Origin of the sequence: Pseudoxanthomonas yeongjuensis (genome assembly GCF_010093345.1) — a bacterium.
In the GTDB taxonomy this organism is placed as follows: Bacteria; Pseudomonadota; Gammaproteobacteria; order Xanthomonadales; family Xanthomonadaceae; genus Pseudoxanthomonas_A; species Pseudoxanthomonas_A yeongjuensis.
The window spans coordinates 503464-518368 of the sequence record NZ_PDWT01000001.1 but is presented as its reverse complement, the minus strand read 5'-3'; the positions used below and the strand labels follow the sequence as shown (position 1 = coordinate 518368).

Sequence of the window (14905 nt, the reverse complement as noted above, 5' to 3'; positions counted from 1 at the left end):
ATTCTGGTTACCTGATCCCGAGGCTTCGATGAAGACCATTCACTCCCCATTGATCGCGCTTTTCATGGCTGCCCTGCTGTGCAGCTGCAATTCCGGCACCAGCGTCTCCACCGATGGCGGCAAGATCAGCGCCAACGGCAAGAGCGTGACCCTGCGCGTGGACGGGCTGCCGAACGCGGAAATCACCGCTACCGGCGACTTGAGCATCGACGGCAAGGCGGTGGCGGTGAACGCCTCGCAACGTGCGTTGCTGCAGTCCTATCACCAGGAAATGAACGCCATGACCGCCGACGGCATCGCGATTGGAAAACAGGGTGCGGCGCTGGCCGGCAAAGCCGTCACCGAGGCGATCAAGGGCGCGATCAGCGGCAAGACCGATGACGTCGAAAGCAAGGTTGAAGCGGAAACGAAGAAGATCGAGCAGCAGGCCATGCAGTTGTGCAAACGCCTGGTCACGGTCAAGGCATCCCAGGACGCATTGGCGGCCTCGTTGCCCGAATTCAAACCCTATGCCACGCTGGACCAGTCCGATGTGGACGACTGCGGGTCGAGCCAGAACGACAGCTACAGCGCCGGCAAGCAAGCTGGCGGCTCGCTGGCCAAGGCGATCAAGGGCGACAAGAACGAGTCCACTGACCTGGACGCGGCGCAACGGGCGGATGCGGCAGCTGCCGTGGAAGCAGAGGCTGTTGCGGACGACAGCGACAGCACAAGTAAACGTTGAAACCTGGCTTTCCGCTCACGGATCACCGGGAAGGTCGTCATCGCCGTAGGAGCGTCCATGGGCGCGAGCTCTACGGCCACATCGCGACATTGCCAAGAGCTCGCGCCCATGGACGCTCCTACAAAAAACTCAACCCGCGCCGCCACCCGGCTTGCCATGGATGCCGCCCTTGGCCAGCACCGCCGGATCCAGCAACGCTTTCAGCGTCTTCTCGGGTAGCCCGGTCAACTCGCGCGCGACCTCCAGCACCGGCCGGTTCTGCTTGTAGGCCTGCTTGGCGATGGCCGCGCCCTTCTCGTAGCCGATCACAGGATTCAAGGCCGTCACCAGGATCGGATTGCGGTCCAGCGCCTCGCGGATATGCGCCTCGCGCACCTTCAAGCCGGCGATCGACGAGTCCGCCAACAAACGCGACACGTTGCCCAGCAGGTTGATCGAATCCAGCAGGTTGGCGGCGATCAGCGGCAGGGCCACATTCAACTGGAAATTGCCGGTCTGTCCGGCCACGGTAATCGCGGAGTGATGGCCGATGACCTGCGCGCAGACCATCACCGTCGCCTCCGGGATCACCGGATTGACCTTGCCCGGCATGATCGAGCTGCCCGGCTGCAGGGCGGGCAATTCGATTTCGCCCAGTCCGGCCAGCGGTCCCGAATTCATCCAGCGCAGGTCGTTGGCGATCTTGATCAAGGCGACTGCGAGCGCATTGAGTTGTCCCGACAACTCGACCGCATCGTCCTGCGCGGCCAGGCCTTCGAACTTGTTCGCTGCCGATTCGAACCGGGTCCCGGTCAGCAGCGACAGCGAACGCGCCGCCTTCGCCCCGAAGCGCGGGTCGGCATTGATCCCGGTGCCGATCGCGGTTCCGCCCAGCGGCAGGCGGCACAGGCGTTTGAGGCTGTCCTGGATCCGGTCCTCGGCCGACTGCAATTGCGCCGACCAGGCCGAGAACTCCTGCCCGAAGGTCAGCGGCATCGCGTCCATCAGGTGGGTGCGGCCGGTCTTGACCACTTTCGCGAGCGACTTGCCGCGACGGTCGATGGTCCGGCGCAGGCGCTTCAACGCCGGCAGCAGGTTCTCGACCACCGCCAGTTGCGCGGAAACGCGGATCGCGGTGGGAACCACGTCGTTGGAACTCTGGCCGAGGTTGACGTGGTCGTTGGGGTGCACTTTGGTCTTGCCCGCCATCGACGCCAGCGTGGCGATGACCTCGTTGGCATTCATGTTGGACGAGGTGCCGGAACCGGTCTGGTAGATGTCGATCGGGAAATGTTCGTCGAACTCGCCGTCGGCGACACGCAACGCCGCCTCCCGCACCGCTTTCGCCACGCCTTTCGGCAGCAGTCCCAACCCGACGTTGACCTCGGCGGCGGCGGCCTTGACCAGGCCCAGCGCGCGGATGAAGCCGCGCGGCATCGGCCGGCCGGAAATCGGGAAGTTCTCGACCGCGCGCTGGGTCTGCGCGCCCCACAGGGCCGCGGCGGGCACCTGCAGTTCGCCCATGCTGTCGTGTTCTGTGCGGAAGGAAGCGGTCATCGGGGGTCTCCGTAACGGGTTCGCGGCTGGCGCGCGGCGCTGAAGATCGCGTAGCGGGCTGAGGCCCGCAAGAATACGCCAACGGCTGGAGGTGGATGTCTGGCGTTAAACTATGCGGCCACCGATCCCCGTAGGAGCGGGCCTTGCCCGCGATGCTTTTCCGCGATACCGCCAAAAGCATCGCGGGCAAGGCCCGCTTCTACAAAAGCTCCCTTCACCTGAGTCCTTTGCAATGTCCGAAGCCGCCCTGCTCGCCCTGTCACCGCTCGATGGCCGCTATGCCGGCAAGGTCGACCGCTTGCGTCCGATCTTCTCCGAATACGGCCTGCTCAAGGCCCGGGTAAAGGTGGAAGTGGAATGGCTGCTGGCCCTGGCCGCCGAGCCGGGCATCGTCGAATTGGCGCCGTTTTCCGCTGCGGCTGCCATCCGCCTGCGCGCGCTGGCGTCCGCTTTCTCGACCGCCGATGCGGCGCGGGTGAAGGAAATCGAGCGCACCACCAATCACGACGTGAAGGCGGTCGAATACTTCATCAAGGAACGGCTGAAGGAGGATGCGGAGCTGGGGCCGGCGCTGGAATTCGTGCATTTCGCCTGCACCAGCGAAGATATCAACAACCTCAGCTATGCGCTGATGCTGGAACAGGCGCGCAGCGAAGTGCTGCTGCCGGCGCTAGGCAAGGTGATCGAACAGTTGCGCGCGCTGGCGCATGCCCAGGCCGCGCAGCCGATGCTGTCGCGCACCCATGGCCAGACCGCATCGCCGACCACGCTCGGCAAGGAAGTCGCCAACGTCGTCGCTCGCCTGGAACGCCAGCGCAAGCAGATCGCCGCGGTCGAACTGACCGGCAAGATCAATGGTGCGGTCGGCAACTACAACGCCCATGCCATCGCTTATCCCGAAGTCGACTGGCCTGCCTTCGCACAGTCCTTCATCGAAAAGCTGGGCATCGTCTTCAACCCCTACACCACCCAGATCGAACCGCACGACAACGTGGCCGAGATCGGCGACGCCATCCGCCGCGCCAACACCATCTCAATCGATCTTTCCCGCGATATCTGGGGCTATATCTCGCTCGGCTACTTCAAGCAGAAGCTCAAGGAAGGCGAAGTCGGCTCCAGCACCATGCCGCACAAGGTCAATCCGATCGACTTCGAGAACGCGGAAGGCAACTTCGGCCTGGCCAACGCCTTGTTCGAGCATTTCAGCGCCAAGCTGCCGATCAGCCGCTGGCAGCGCGACCTCACCGATTCCACCGTGCTGCGCGCGCTCGGCACCGCGTTCGGCCATACCCTGGTCGCGCTGGATTCGCTGGGCAAGGGCCTGGGCAAGCTGACCGTGTCCCCGGAACGGCTCGACGCCGACCTCGATGCCGCCTGGGAAGTGCTGGCCGAAGCCGTGCAGACGGTGATGCGCCGCCATGGGTTGCCGAATCCGTACGAACAGTTGAAGGCCTTGACCCGCGGCCAGGGCATCACCGAGCAGTCGATGCGGGAGTTTATCGGCTCGTTGCAGTTGCCGGAGGATGCGAAGCAGCGGTTGCTCGACCTGACTCCGGGGAGTTACACCGGCTTGGCTGGAAAACTCGCCAAGGATATTTGAAGCACGTCATCCCAGCGCAAGCTGGGACCCATTTTGACGTTGCTCTCCTGTGTAGCCCAAGCAAACCAGAGCAAGATCAAGGTGGATCCCAGCTTGCGCCGGGATGACGAGCAAGGAAGACGAGCAAAGAAGAGATGAGCCGACCGATCGCTGCAGAGAACCAATCCCAAGGCGTCGTCGAAATAGTCGGCCCGGATCTCGGCGCCCTGCTCGACTTCTACCTGTCCATCGGCTTCGCGCTCGAGCGGCGCACCGGCGATTTCGCCGTCGTCCACTGGCAAGGCCAGCGCCTGTTCCTGGCCGGCAATCCCGATGCGCCAGTCCACGATCGCTGGAGCAGCTTGCGGATCATGGTCGACAACGTGGATGCCCTGTGGCGCGAAGCCGTTCGCCTGCAACTCAAGGTCGGCACGCCCATCGGCGATCGTTATTACGGATTACGCGATTTGGTGCTCGTCGACCCTGCCGGTTTCGGCCTGCGCTTCGCCCAAATCCTGCCATGAAGATGCTGGTCAACATCGATGTGCCCGACCTGGAGGAGGCGGAGACCTTTTATGCCGCCGCCTTCGGCCTGGTTCCGGCGCGCCGCTTCGGTGATGAAGTCGTGGAAATGCTGGGCGCCGAAACGGCGATCTACCTGTTGAAGAAGCAGGCGGGCAGCACCGGGGCTGGAACCGCGACGCGCGACTACACCAGGCACTGGATGCCGATGCATGCCGACGTGGTGGTGGAAAATCTCGCCGCTGCCCTCGCCCGCGCCCTGGAAGCGGGCGCCATGCAGGAAGGCGAAATACGCGGGGCCGACTGGGGCCGCATCGTGCAGATAGCCGATCCCTTCGGCCACGGCTGGTGCCTGCTGCAGTTCGTCGGCCTCGGCTACGACGAAATAACGACTTGAGGAACCCGCACTTGCACTACCGACTTGCCACTATCCTGCTCGCCCTGATCATCTCCGGCACGCATGCTTCGTCTACTGCGGGAGTTCCGTCTTCCCTGCCCGGTGAGACCTGCGCGGCCGACGCCGGCTGGAACGACCCCGCAACGCCCAGACATCTGTATGGCAACACCTGGTACGTCGGCACCTGCGGCCTCAGCGCCATCCTCATTACTTCGCCCGAGGGCCATGTGCTTATCGATGGCGCAACCGAAAAAGCCACGCCGATGATCGAGGAAAGCATCGCTGCGCTCGGCTTCAAGCTCAAGGATGTCCGCTACATCCTCAATTCGCACGAACACCTGGACCACGCCGGCGGCATCGCCCGACTGCAGCGCGACAGCGATGCCATCGTCATCGCCCGCGACCAGGCCGCGGCCATCCTGGAACAGGGCAAAAGCGACCGCAGCGATCCGCAGTTCCTGACTACCGGGCCTTTTCCGCCCGTGTCCCCGGTGCGCCGCATCGCGGACCGGGAAACGATCGTGCTCGGGCCGATCACATTGCAGGCGCACGCCACGCCGGGACATACCCAGGGCAGCACCAGCTGGACCTGGCAGTCGTGCCAGTCCGGACGCTGCCTGGACATCGCCTATGCCGACAGCTTGACCGCCATTTCCGACGAGGTATATCGCTACGGCAATGAAGCGGCCCATCCGGGCGTGCTGGCCGCATTCCGGAAAACCCTCGTCACCGTCGCCGCGCTACCCTGCGATATCCTGCTCACCCCGCACCCGGGCGCCAGCAATCTGTGGTCGCGTGTGGGGCGGGAAGCCACGGCACCGCTGGTCGACCCGGCCGCTTGTCGTCGCTATGCCGCGACCGCTGGCGGGAACCTGGATGCGCGGATCGCCAAGGAATCTGCAGGGTCAATGCCATGATCGAAATCGACGCCACCAGCAAGCAGCCATTGGGCATGTCGGCCAAGGCCTTTCTGCGGGACTACTGGCAGAAGAAACCACTGTTGATCCGCAACGCATTCCCCGGTTTCGGGTCGCCAATACAACCCGAAGACCTGGCCGGCCTGGCCTGCGAGGAAATGGCCTTGTCGCGCATCGTTTCGCATGATCGGCAACGCGATGCGTGGACGCTGCGCAGCGGACCGTTCGCCGAGGAAGAATTCCCCGGCATGCCCGACCACGACTGGACCCTGCTGGTCCAGGACGTGGACAAGTGGGACGTGGACGTGCGCGAAATCCTGCGCCATTTCGACTTCCTGCCGCGCTGGCGCATCGACGACGTGATGGTCAGCTTCGCCGCCACCGGCGGGTCGGTCGGCGCGCACGTGGACCAGTACGACGTGTTCCTGCTGCAGGCACAGGGCCAGCGGCACTGGCAGATCGATGCCGGCTCCAACCCACCCTTGGAGTTCCGCGACGACGTGGAACTGAAGCTGCTGCGCGAATTCACCCCGACCCACGACTGGGTCCTGCAACCCGGCGACATGCTCTACCTGCCGCCAGGCGTCCCGCACCACGGCGTCGCCGTGGATCCGTGCCTGACCTTTTCGATCGGCATGCGTGCGCCTTCTTCCGCAGAACTGGTAGGCGACTACCTGGACAACCTGATCGCCGATGCCGACGAATCCATGCGCTACCACGACCCGGATCTGGTCCCGCCGAAGGATCCGAACGAGATCGATGCAGCGGCCATGGTCCGTGCGGTCGAGGCATTGAATACCCTGCGCCTCAACGATCCGGACAAGCTGGGCGACTGGTTCGGCCGTTTCATCACCACCTACCGCGCCGGCGGCGAAGTGGTCGCGGGCGGCGACGCGCGTTCGCGCATCGAGGTCGAGTGGGACCTGGAACATGGCGCGGTGCTGCAGCGGCATCCTTTCTCCCGACTGGCCTGGCGCAAAAGCGGGCGGGCCGCGATGCTGTTCTGCAGCGGCCTGGAATTCGCGCTGCCGGTCAAGGACGCGCAACGCCTTGCCGCGGCCGAAACGCTGGATGGCGAGGCCTATGCCGGCCTGTCCGAAGCCGGCCGCGACGTGGCGATGGACCTGCATGCGCAGGGGCACTATCAATTGCTGCTGGACGAGGAAGGCTAGATGGCCACGCATGGTTTCCATGTCGAAGCGATCGAATACGCGACCGGCCTGGCCGAACTGCGCGCGGTACGCGAAACCGTATTCGTGCACGAGCAACAGGTACCGCTGGAAGAAGAATGGGATGCGCTGGATCCCCTGTGCCGGCACGTGATCGCCCGTGACGAGGCCGGAGCGCCGATCGGTACCGGCCGGCTGACCCCCGAGCGCCGGATCGGACGCATGGCGGTGCTGGCCGATTGGCGCGGCCGTGGAGTCGGCGATGCGATGCTGGCCGCGCTGATGGCCGAAGCCCGCAAACTGGGATGGCCGGCGGTTTCGCTCAACGCGCAGGTGTCCGCGGAAGCGTTCTATGCGCGCCAGGGTTTCATTCCCGAAGGCGAACGATTCATGGAAGCCGGGATCGAGCATCAATCGATGCGCCGCGCCCTGGCCGGTCCGACCGTCGTCGAGGACCTCGCCGGCGCGATCGCCGCAACCATCGCGATCGCCACCCAGGCCCGCCGGCATCTGCGCATCTACAGCCGCGAACTGGACCCGGGCCTGCTGGACAACGCAGCGGTGCTGGGTGCCCTGCGCCGCTTTTCCACCGGCAATTCCGGTGGCGAGATAAGAATCCTGCTGCAGGATGCCGCCACCCCGCAGCACACCCTGGCGCCCCTGCTGACCCTGGCCCAGCGCTTGCCCAGCGTGTTCGCATTCCGTGAAGTCCGCGAACCCGTCGACAAGGCCTATGCCTCGGCCTTCATCGCCAACGATGCGAGCGGATACTACTTCCGTACCCTCGGCCATCGTTTCGACGGCGAAACCGACCTGGACGGCGCCGGCCGTGCACGGCAGTTGCGCGAGGAATTCGGCCGTTTCTGGGAGCGGGCCAGGCCGTGCACCGAATTCAGGGCCCTGGGCATCTAGGACATACGCTTCGCCCAAGACAGCCTGACGACAGCCAGCCGGCTGCACAATCGCCTTCGCCCTGCTCCTTTAGTCCAAGCCATCCGCCCGCCCCTGTCGCCATACGGGTATAATTTCGGCGTATTCATTTCGCCCGCGCAGGGTTACTCACAAGTACCTGCCGGAACCCCCGCAAGCCAGACACCGGCCTACCCGACGAGCCAAACTACGCCATCGTGGACAACCTCCTGAAGCAGTTCGCGCAATCCTCGCAACTCGGCGGCGGCAACGCCTCCTTCATCGAAGACCTGTACGAGCAATACCTGGTCTCTCCCGACAGCGTCGGCCCCAAGTGGAAGGCCTACTTCGACGGTTTCAAGGGCCGCGAGGCCGGCGACGTGCCGCACTCGGCGGTCATCGCCCAGATCACCGAAGCCGCCCGCCATGCCGCCAACAACGGCTACGCCAGCGCCCCGGCCGGCTCCCCCGGCGCCGGTGACGAACGCGAGCGCAACGTAGGCCGCCTGATCACCGCCTACCGCTCGCGCGGCCACCTGGGCGCCAACCTCGATCCGCTGGGGCTGACCCCGCGCCAGGATTCGCCGGACCTGGAGATCGGGTTCCACAACCTCTCCGACCGCGACCTGGACACCGAATTCAGCACCGGCGGCGTCGCCGGCCAGCCGCGGATGAAACTGCGCGACCTGCTGGCCCGGCTGAAGGCGACCTACGCCGGTTCGGTCGGCACCGAATTCATGTACATCACCGACGTCGAACAGCGCCGCTGGCTGTACCAGCGCCTGGAAGCGGCCGGCGGCGATTACGGCCTGGATGCCGAAGCGCAACGACGCACCCTGGAACGGGTGACCGCGGCCGAAGGCCTGGAACGCTACCTGCATACCAAGTACGTCGGCCAGAAGCGCTTCTCGCTGGAAGGCGGCGATTCGCTGATCCCGCTGCTCGACGTCACCGTGCGCCGCGCCGGTACCGACGGGGTCAAGGACATCGTCCTGGGCATGGCCCACCGCGGCCGCCTCAATGTGCTCGTCAATACCATGGGCAAGTCGCCGCGCAAGCTGTTCGACGAATTCGAAGGCAAGTTCGAGCACGCCGACGACGACCGCGCCCACACCGGCGACGTGAAGTACCACATGGGCTTCAGCGCCGACATCGCCACCCCGGGCGAACCGGTGCACCTGGCCCTGGCCTTCAACCCGTCGCACCTCGAGATCGTCGACCCCGTGGTCGCCGGCAGCGTGCGCTCGCGCCAGGAACGCCGCGACGACAGCGAACGCAAGGCCGTCCTGCCGGTGATCATCCATGGCGACGCCGCGTTCGCCGGCCAGGGCGTGGTGATGGAGCTGTTCCAGATGTCGCAGGCGCGCGGATTCGCGGTCGGCGGCACCATCCACATCGTCATCAACAACCAGATCGGCTTCACCACCAGCGCCCGCGACGATGCGCGCTCCACCCTGTACTGCACCGACGTGGCCAAGATGGTCGGCGCGCCGGTGCTGCATGTGAACGCCGACGATCCGGAAGCGGTGGTGTTCTGCGCCAACCTGGCCTACGAATTCCGCCAGGAATTCAAGAAGGACGTGGTCATCGACCTGGTCTGCTACCGCCGCTGGGGCCATAACGAAGCCGACGAACCGGCAGCGACCCAGCCGCTGATGTACCAGGTGATCCGCGCCCACAAGACCACGCGCGAGCTGTACGCCACGCAGTTGGAAGCCAAAGGCGTGATCCAGCCTGGCGAGGCGCAGGCGCTGGTGGACAGCTACCGCAACAAGCTCGATTCGGGCGAAGTCACCACCGAGCTGGCCAAGCCCAAGCCCGACGAACTGGCGATCGACTGGTCGAAATACCTGTCCGGCAAGGTCAGCGATCCGGTCGACACCCGGGTCAAGCGCAAGTCGCTGGACTCGCTGGCCAGCATCATCAACACCATTCCCGCGGGCGTGACCCTGCATCCGCGCGTGGCCAAGATCTACGACGACCGCGTGAAGATGAGCAAGGGCGAGCTGCCGGGCGACTGGGGTTTCGCCGAGAATCTGGCCTACGCCACCTTGCTGTCCGAAGGCCACCGGCTGCGCCTGGTCGGCCAGGACGCGGGCCGCGGCACCTTCTTCCACCGCCATGCGATCCTGCACGACCAGAAGACCGACAGCTATTACGTGCCGTTGCGCCAGCTGGTCGACAATCCGGAAGACGCGACGATCATCGACTCGCTGCTCAGCGAGGAAGCGGTGATGGCGTTCGAGTACGGTTATTCGACGACCGATCCCAATACCCTGGACATCTGGGAAGGACAGTTCGGCGACTTCGCCAATGGCGCGCAGGTGGTGATCGACCAGTTCATCGCCGCCGGCGAAGCCAAGTGGAGCCGCATCAGCGGCCTGACCCTGCTGCTGCCGCACGGCTACGAAGGCCAGGGCCCGGAACACAGTTCAGCGCGCCTGGAGCGCTTCCTGCAGCTGTGCGCGCTGGAGAACATGCTGGTCTGCGTGCCGACCACGCCGGCGCAGTGCTTCCACATGATCCGCCGCCAGTTGCGCATGACCACGCGCAAACCGCTGATCGTGATGACGCCCAAGTCGCTGTTGCGCCACAAACTGGCGGTGTCGTCGCTGGACGAACTGGCCAACGGCGAATTCCAGCACCTGATCCCGGACGCCAACGCGAATCCGAAGAAGGTCAAGCGTGTGGTGCTGTGCTCGGGCAAGGTCTATTACGACCTGCTGGAGGACCAGCACAAGCGCGGCCAGGACGATGTCGCGATCCTGCGCATCGAACAGCTCTACCCCTTCCCGCGCGAACTGCTGGCCGCCGAACTCAAGCGCTACAGCAGCGCCAGGGAAGTGGTGTGGTGCCAGGAAGAGCCGCAGAACCAGGGCGCCTGGTACCAGATCCGCCACCACCTCAATGCCTGCACCAGCGACAAGCAGGAGCTGTATTACGCAGGCCGCGCACGTTCGCCTTCGCCGGCGGCGGGTCATTTCGCCCAGCACGTCGAAGAGCAGCTCAAGCTGGTCGCCGATGCGCTGGTCAACACTTTCGGCAACGACATCGTCGCCGAATAAATTCATTCGACATTAATCCATTCGACCAACACCATTCAGACAGGAAGCGTTTCCAACATGGCCACCGAAGTCAAAGTCCCGGTACTTCCCGAATCCGTTTCCGACGCCACCATCGCGACGTGGCACAAGAAAGCTGGCGACGCGGTCAAGCGCGATGAGAACCTGCTGGACCTGGAAACCGACAAGGTCGTACTGGAAGTGCCGTCGCCGGTCGATGGCGTGTTGAAGGAAATCAAGTTCGCCGAAGGCGCCACCGTGACCAGCCAGCAGCTGCTGGCGATCATCGAGGAAGGCGCCGCCGCGCCCGCTCCGGTTGCCGACAAGAAGGAGGCCGCACCCGCGGCCGGCGCGCAGGAAGTGCAACCGAAGGCGGAGGCCGCCAAGGCCGAAAAGGCCGCGCCCGCTTCCACCAAGCCGGCGCCCGTGGCTTCCACCGATGGCCTGCCGCCCGGTGCGCGCTTCACCGCGGTCAAGGAAGGCATCGATCCGGCCGCCGTCGAGGGCACCGGCCGCAAGGGCGCGGTCACCAAGGAAGACCTGATCAATTACGCCAGCGGCAAGACCCCCGGCGTCTCCGGCGGCGCGCGCCCTGAAGAGCGCGTCCCCATGACCCGCATCCGCACGCGCATCGCCGAGCGCCTGATGCAGTCGAAGAACTCGATCGCCATGCTCACCTCGTTCAACGAAGTGAACCTGGGCAAGGTCATGGCCATGCGCAAGGAGCTGGGCGAATCGTTCGAGAAGGCCAACGGCATCAAGCTCGGCTTCATGAGCTTCTTCGCCAAGGCCGCGGCCAATGCGCTGCAGCGCTATCCGGTGGTCAACGCCTCGGTCGACGGCAACGACATCATCTATCACGGCTACGCCGATATCTCGATCGCGGTGTCCACCGAGAAAGGCCTGGTCACGCCGGTGCTGCGCAACGTCGAGCGCCAGAGCTTCGCCGACATCGAGAAGGGCATCGCCGAATACGCCAAGAAGGCCCGCGACGGCAAGCTGACCCTGGAAGACCTGCAGGGCGGCACCTTCACCATCACCAACGGCGGCACCTTCGGTTCGCTGATGTCCACGCCCATCGTCAACCCGCCGCAGAGCGCGATCCTGGGCATGCACACCATCAAGGAACGCGCCATCGTCGAGAACGGCGCCGTCATCGCCGCGCCGATGATGTACATCGCGCTGTCCTACGACCACCGCATCATCGACGGCAAGGACGCGGTGCTGTTCCTGGTCGATATCAAGAACCAGCTGGAAAATCCGAGCCGCATGCTGCTTGGCATGTAAGAGCGAGGAGTGAGTGGAGAGGAACGAGGAGTGAGTGAAGAGCACGCCCCGTTTTTTCTCGTTCCTCACTCCTCGTTCCTCGTTTCTCACTCCTTACTCCTCCCAAGGGACTGAACCGAAATGGCAGAACAATTCGACGTAGTCGTCATCGGCGCCGGCCCGGCCGGCTATCACGCCGCGATCCGCGCCGCGCAGCTCGGCCTCAAGACCGCCTGCATCGACGCGGCGCTGGGCAAGGACGGCAAGCCTGCCCTGGGCGGCACCTGCCTGCGCGTGGGCTGCGTGCCTTCGAAGGCGCTGCTGGACAGTTCGCGCCAGTTCCACAACCTGCAGCATCTGTTCGGCGACCACGGCATTACCGTGAAGGACGCCAAGGTCGACATCGCCACCATGATCGGCCGCAAGGACAAGATCGTGAAGCAGTTCACCGGCGGCATCGCGATGCTGTTCAAGGCCAACAAGATCACGCCGTACTACGGCTTCGGCCAGCTGCAGCCGGGCAACCTCGTCAAGGTCAAGCAGCACGACGGCAGCGAAGTCGAGTTGAAGGGAACCAACGTGGTGATCGCCGCTGGCTCCGATTCGATCGAACTTCCGTTCGCGAAGTTCGACAACGAATATATCGTCGACAACGTCGGCGCACTCGATTTCACCAGCGTGCCCAAGCGCCTGGCGGTGATCGGCGCCGGCGTGATCGGCCTGGAACTGGGCAGCGTGTGGAAGCGCCTGGGCGCCGAGGTCACCATTCTCGAAGCCCTGCCCGACTTCCTCGCCGCCGCCGATGCCGAAGTGGCCAGGACCGCGGCCAAGGAATTCAAGAAGCAGGGCCTGGACATCAAGCTCGGCGCCAAGGTCAGCAAGGCCGAGATCAAGAAGAAAGAAGTGCACGTCACCTACAGCGATGCCGAAGGCGAGAAGACCATCGTGGTCGACAAGCTGCTGGTCGCCGTGGGCCGCCGCGCCGCCACCAAGGGCCTGCTGGCCGATGGCACCGGCGTGAAGCTCAACGAGCGCGGCATGGTCGAGGTGGACGAGCATTGCCACACCGGCGTCGATGGCGTGTGGGCGGTCGGCGACTGCGTGCGCGGGCCGATGCTGGCGCACAAGGGCTTCGAGGAAGGCATCGCCGTGGCCGAACTGATCGCCGGCCTGCCCGGCCACGTCAATCTCGACACGGTTCCGTGGGTGATCTACACCGAACCGGAGATCGCCTGGGTCGGCAAGACCGAGCAGCAGCTCAAGGCCGAAGGCATCCCGTACAAAGCGGGCAGCTTCCCGTTCGCCGCGATCGCACGTGCCGTCGCCATGGGCGAACCTGCCGGTTTCGTGAAGGTACTGGCGCATGCCGAAACCGACCGCATCCTGGGCCTGCATCTCGTGGGCGTGGGAGTATCGGAGCTGGTGCACGAAGGCGTGATCACCATGGAGTTCAATGGTTCGGCCGACGACCTGGCGCGTATCTGCCACGCGCATCCGACCCTGTCCGAGGCCATCCACGATGCCGCGATGGCGGTCGACAAGCGTTCGATCCACAAGGTCAATTGAGAGCGGTAAAGGATAAATTGTGAAGGGTTAGGAGAAGCGCCCTTCTCCTTTCCCATTGAGCATGCACAGCATGCGGTCCATTCACCCTTCACGGCTCCCATGAAATCCATTTGCGTCTACTGCGGTTCCAACTCGGGCAGCAAACCCGCCTATACCGAACGCGCCGCCGCGCTGGGCGATCGCATCGCCAAGGAAGGACTGCGACTGGTCTATGGCGGCGGCAACGTCGGCCTGATGGGCGTGGTCGCCAATGCCGTGCTCGAAGCCGGCGGCCAGGTCACCGGAGTGATCCCGAAGCAACTGGCGGATTGGGAGGTCGCGCATCGCGGCCTGACCGAGCTGGAAATCGTCGGCTCGATGCATGAGCGCAAGGCGCGCATGTTCGACCTGTCCGACGGTTTCGTCACCCTGCCCGGCGGCTTCGGCACCATGGAAGAAATCTTCGAGATGCTGACCTGGCGCCAGCTGGGCATCGGCAACAAGCCCTGCGCCTTCCTCGATGTGGACGGTTTCTACTCGCCGCTGATCGGCATGATCGATCGGATGGTCGAGGAACGCTTCCTGCATGCCGAGCAACGCCAGGACCTGTGGCACGGCGAGGACATCGCCGCGATGCTGCAGTGGATGCGCGACTACCAGCCGGCGCAGGCGAGCAAGTGGATAGACGAGAAGCGGCGTTCAGCGTTGCGGTAACCGGGATCGGGGGGTTGGGGCAGCTTGTTTCTGCGGGCAGATTCAAACGACTTTCGACGTCACCCCGGCGCAACTGTCATCTCTCCGACGTCATCCCAGCGAACGCTGGGATCCATTTTGACGTTGCCTTTTATTCGTTGCCGGGCGTCGCCGCAAGCTCAGGATGGATTCCAGCGTTCGCTGGAATGACCAACCATTTGCAATTACGCTTATCGCTCGAAGCCAAGGAAAGGCTTATGCAACGGGAACGAATTCCATGCGTTTACATACTCGCTAGCGGAATACGCGGAACGCTTTACGTCGGCGTTACCTCCAACCTGCCTGGCCGCATTTGGCAGCACAAGAGCGATCGGGCCGAAGGCTTCGCCAGGAAGTACCGGATTCATACTTTGGTCTGGTACGAGGTGCATGGAACCATGGAATCTGCAATTCTTCGCGAGAAGTCATTGAAAGCCTGGAAGCGCGCCTGGAAGCTGGAGTTGATCGAGACATCCAATCCTGAATGGCGTGATCTGTACATTGAAATACTCTGACCCGGTCTGAAAGCCAGATCAAAATGGATCCC

The 14905-nt window shown here is 64.3% G+C and carries 13 protein-coding genes; 12 read left to right on the top strand and 1 reads right to left on the bottom strand.

Going from position 1 to position 14905, the window contains the following annotated elements:
* Positions 1 to 28 precede the first annotated feature (28 nt).
* Positions 29 to 724, top strand: a complete 696-nt coding sequence (locus CSC74_RS02400) for a DUF2884 family protein (protein WP_162312814.1) — start codon at positions 29 to 31, stop codon at positions 722 to 724.
* A gap of 129 nt (positions 725 to 853) precedes the next feature.
* On the opposite strand, the gene CSC74_RS02395 is transcribed toward CSC74_RS02400, so the two are convergent.
* Positions 854 to 2260, bottom strand: a complete 1407-nt coding sequence (locus CSC74_RS02395; protein ID WP_162312813.1) for a class II fumarate hydratase — start codon at positions 2258 to 2260, stop codon at positions 854 to 856.
* Positions 2261 to 2492: 232 nt separating this feature from the next.
* Here CSC74_RS02395 and purB point away from each other — a divergent pair, with 232 nt between their 5' ends.
* The 11 genes from purB (at position 2493) to CSC74_RS17685 (ending at position 14873) form a co-directional block, all read left to right on the top strand.
* Positions 2493 to 3860, top strand: a complete 1368-nt coding sequence (gene purB / locus CSC74_RS02390; protein WP_162312812.1) for an adenylosuccinate lyase — start codon at positions 2493 to 2495, stop codon at positions 3858 to 3860.
* A gap of 134 nt (positions 3861 to 3994) precedes the next feature.
* Complete coding sequence (locus tag CSC74_RS02385) at positions 3995 to 4363, top strand: VOC family protein (protein ID WP_162312811.1); 369 nt, start codon at positions 3995 to 3997, stop codon at positions 4361 to 4363.
* Positions 4360 to 4758, top strand: coding sequence for a VOC family protein (locus CSC74_RS02380; protein ID WP_162312810.1), 399 nt, complete (start codon positions 4360 to 4362; stop codon positions 4756 to 4758). Before CSC74_RS02385 ends, CSC74_RS02380 begins: the two co-directional genes overlap by 4 nt.
* Positions 4759 to 4769: 11 nt before the next feature.
* Positions 4770 to 5675: a subclass B3 metallo-beta-lactamase gene (gene bla / locus CSC74_RS02375; RefSeq protein ID WP_246192915.1), complete on the top strand. Its 906-nt coding sequence runs from the start codon at positions 4770 to 4772 to the stop codon at positions 5673 to 5675.
* Positions 5672 to 6847, top strand: a complete 1176-nt coding sequence (locus CSC74_RS02370) for a ribosomal protein uL16 3-hydroxylase (protein ID WP_162312809.1) — start codon at positions 5672 to 5674, stop codon at positions 6845 to 6847. The genes bla and CSC74_RS02370 overlap by 4 nt, the downstream gene beginning before the upstream one ends.
* Positions 6848 to 7756 carry a GNAT family N-acetyltransferase gene (locus CSC74_RS02365; protein ID WP_162312808.1) on the top strand — a complete coding sequence of 303 codons (909 nt, stop codon included), beginning with the start codon at positions 6848 to 6850 and terminating at the stop codon, positions 7754 to 7756.
* A gap of 215 nt (positions 7757 to 7971) precedes the next feature.
* Positions 7972 to 10818 carry a 2-oxoglutarate dehydrogenase E1 component gene (locus CSC74_RS02360; protein ID WP_162312807.1) on the top strand — a complete coding sequence of 949 codons (2847 nt, stop codon included), beginning with the start codon at positions 7972 to 7974 and terminating at the stop codon, positions 10816 to 10818.
* A 57-nt stretch (positions 10819 to 10875) separates the two neighbouring features.
* Positions 10876 to 12102 carry a dihydrolipoyllysine-residue succinyltransferase gene (sucB, locus tag CSC74_RS02355; RefSeq protein WP_162312806.1) on the top strand — a complete coding sequence of 409 codons (1227 nt, stop codon included), beginning with the start codon at positions 10876 to 10878 and terminating at the stop codon, positions 12100 to 12102.
* Between the two features lie 120 nt (positions 12103 to 12222).
* Entirely contained in the window at positions 12223 to 13647 is a 1425-nt protein-coding gene (gene lpdA, locus CSC74_RS02350) for a dihydrolipoyl dehydrogenase (protein ID WP_162312805.1), read from the top strand.
* A 99-nt stretch (positions 13648 to 13746) separates the two neighbouring features.
* Positions 13747 to 14340, top strand: a complete 594-nt coding sequence (locus CSC74_RS02345; RefSeq protein ID WP_162312804.1) for an LOG family protein — start codon at positions 13747 to 13749, stop codon at positions 14338 to 14340.
* Complete coding sequence (locus tag CSC74_RS17685) at positions 14304 to 14873, top strand: GIY-YIG nuclease family protein (protein WP_343037866.1); 570 nt, start codon at positions 14304 to 14306, stop codon at positions 14871 to 14873. Before CSC74_RS02345 ends, CSC74_RS17685 begins: the two co-directional genes overlap by 37 nt.
* Positions 14874 to 14905 lie beyond the last annotated feature (32 nt).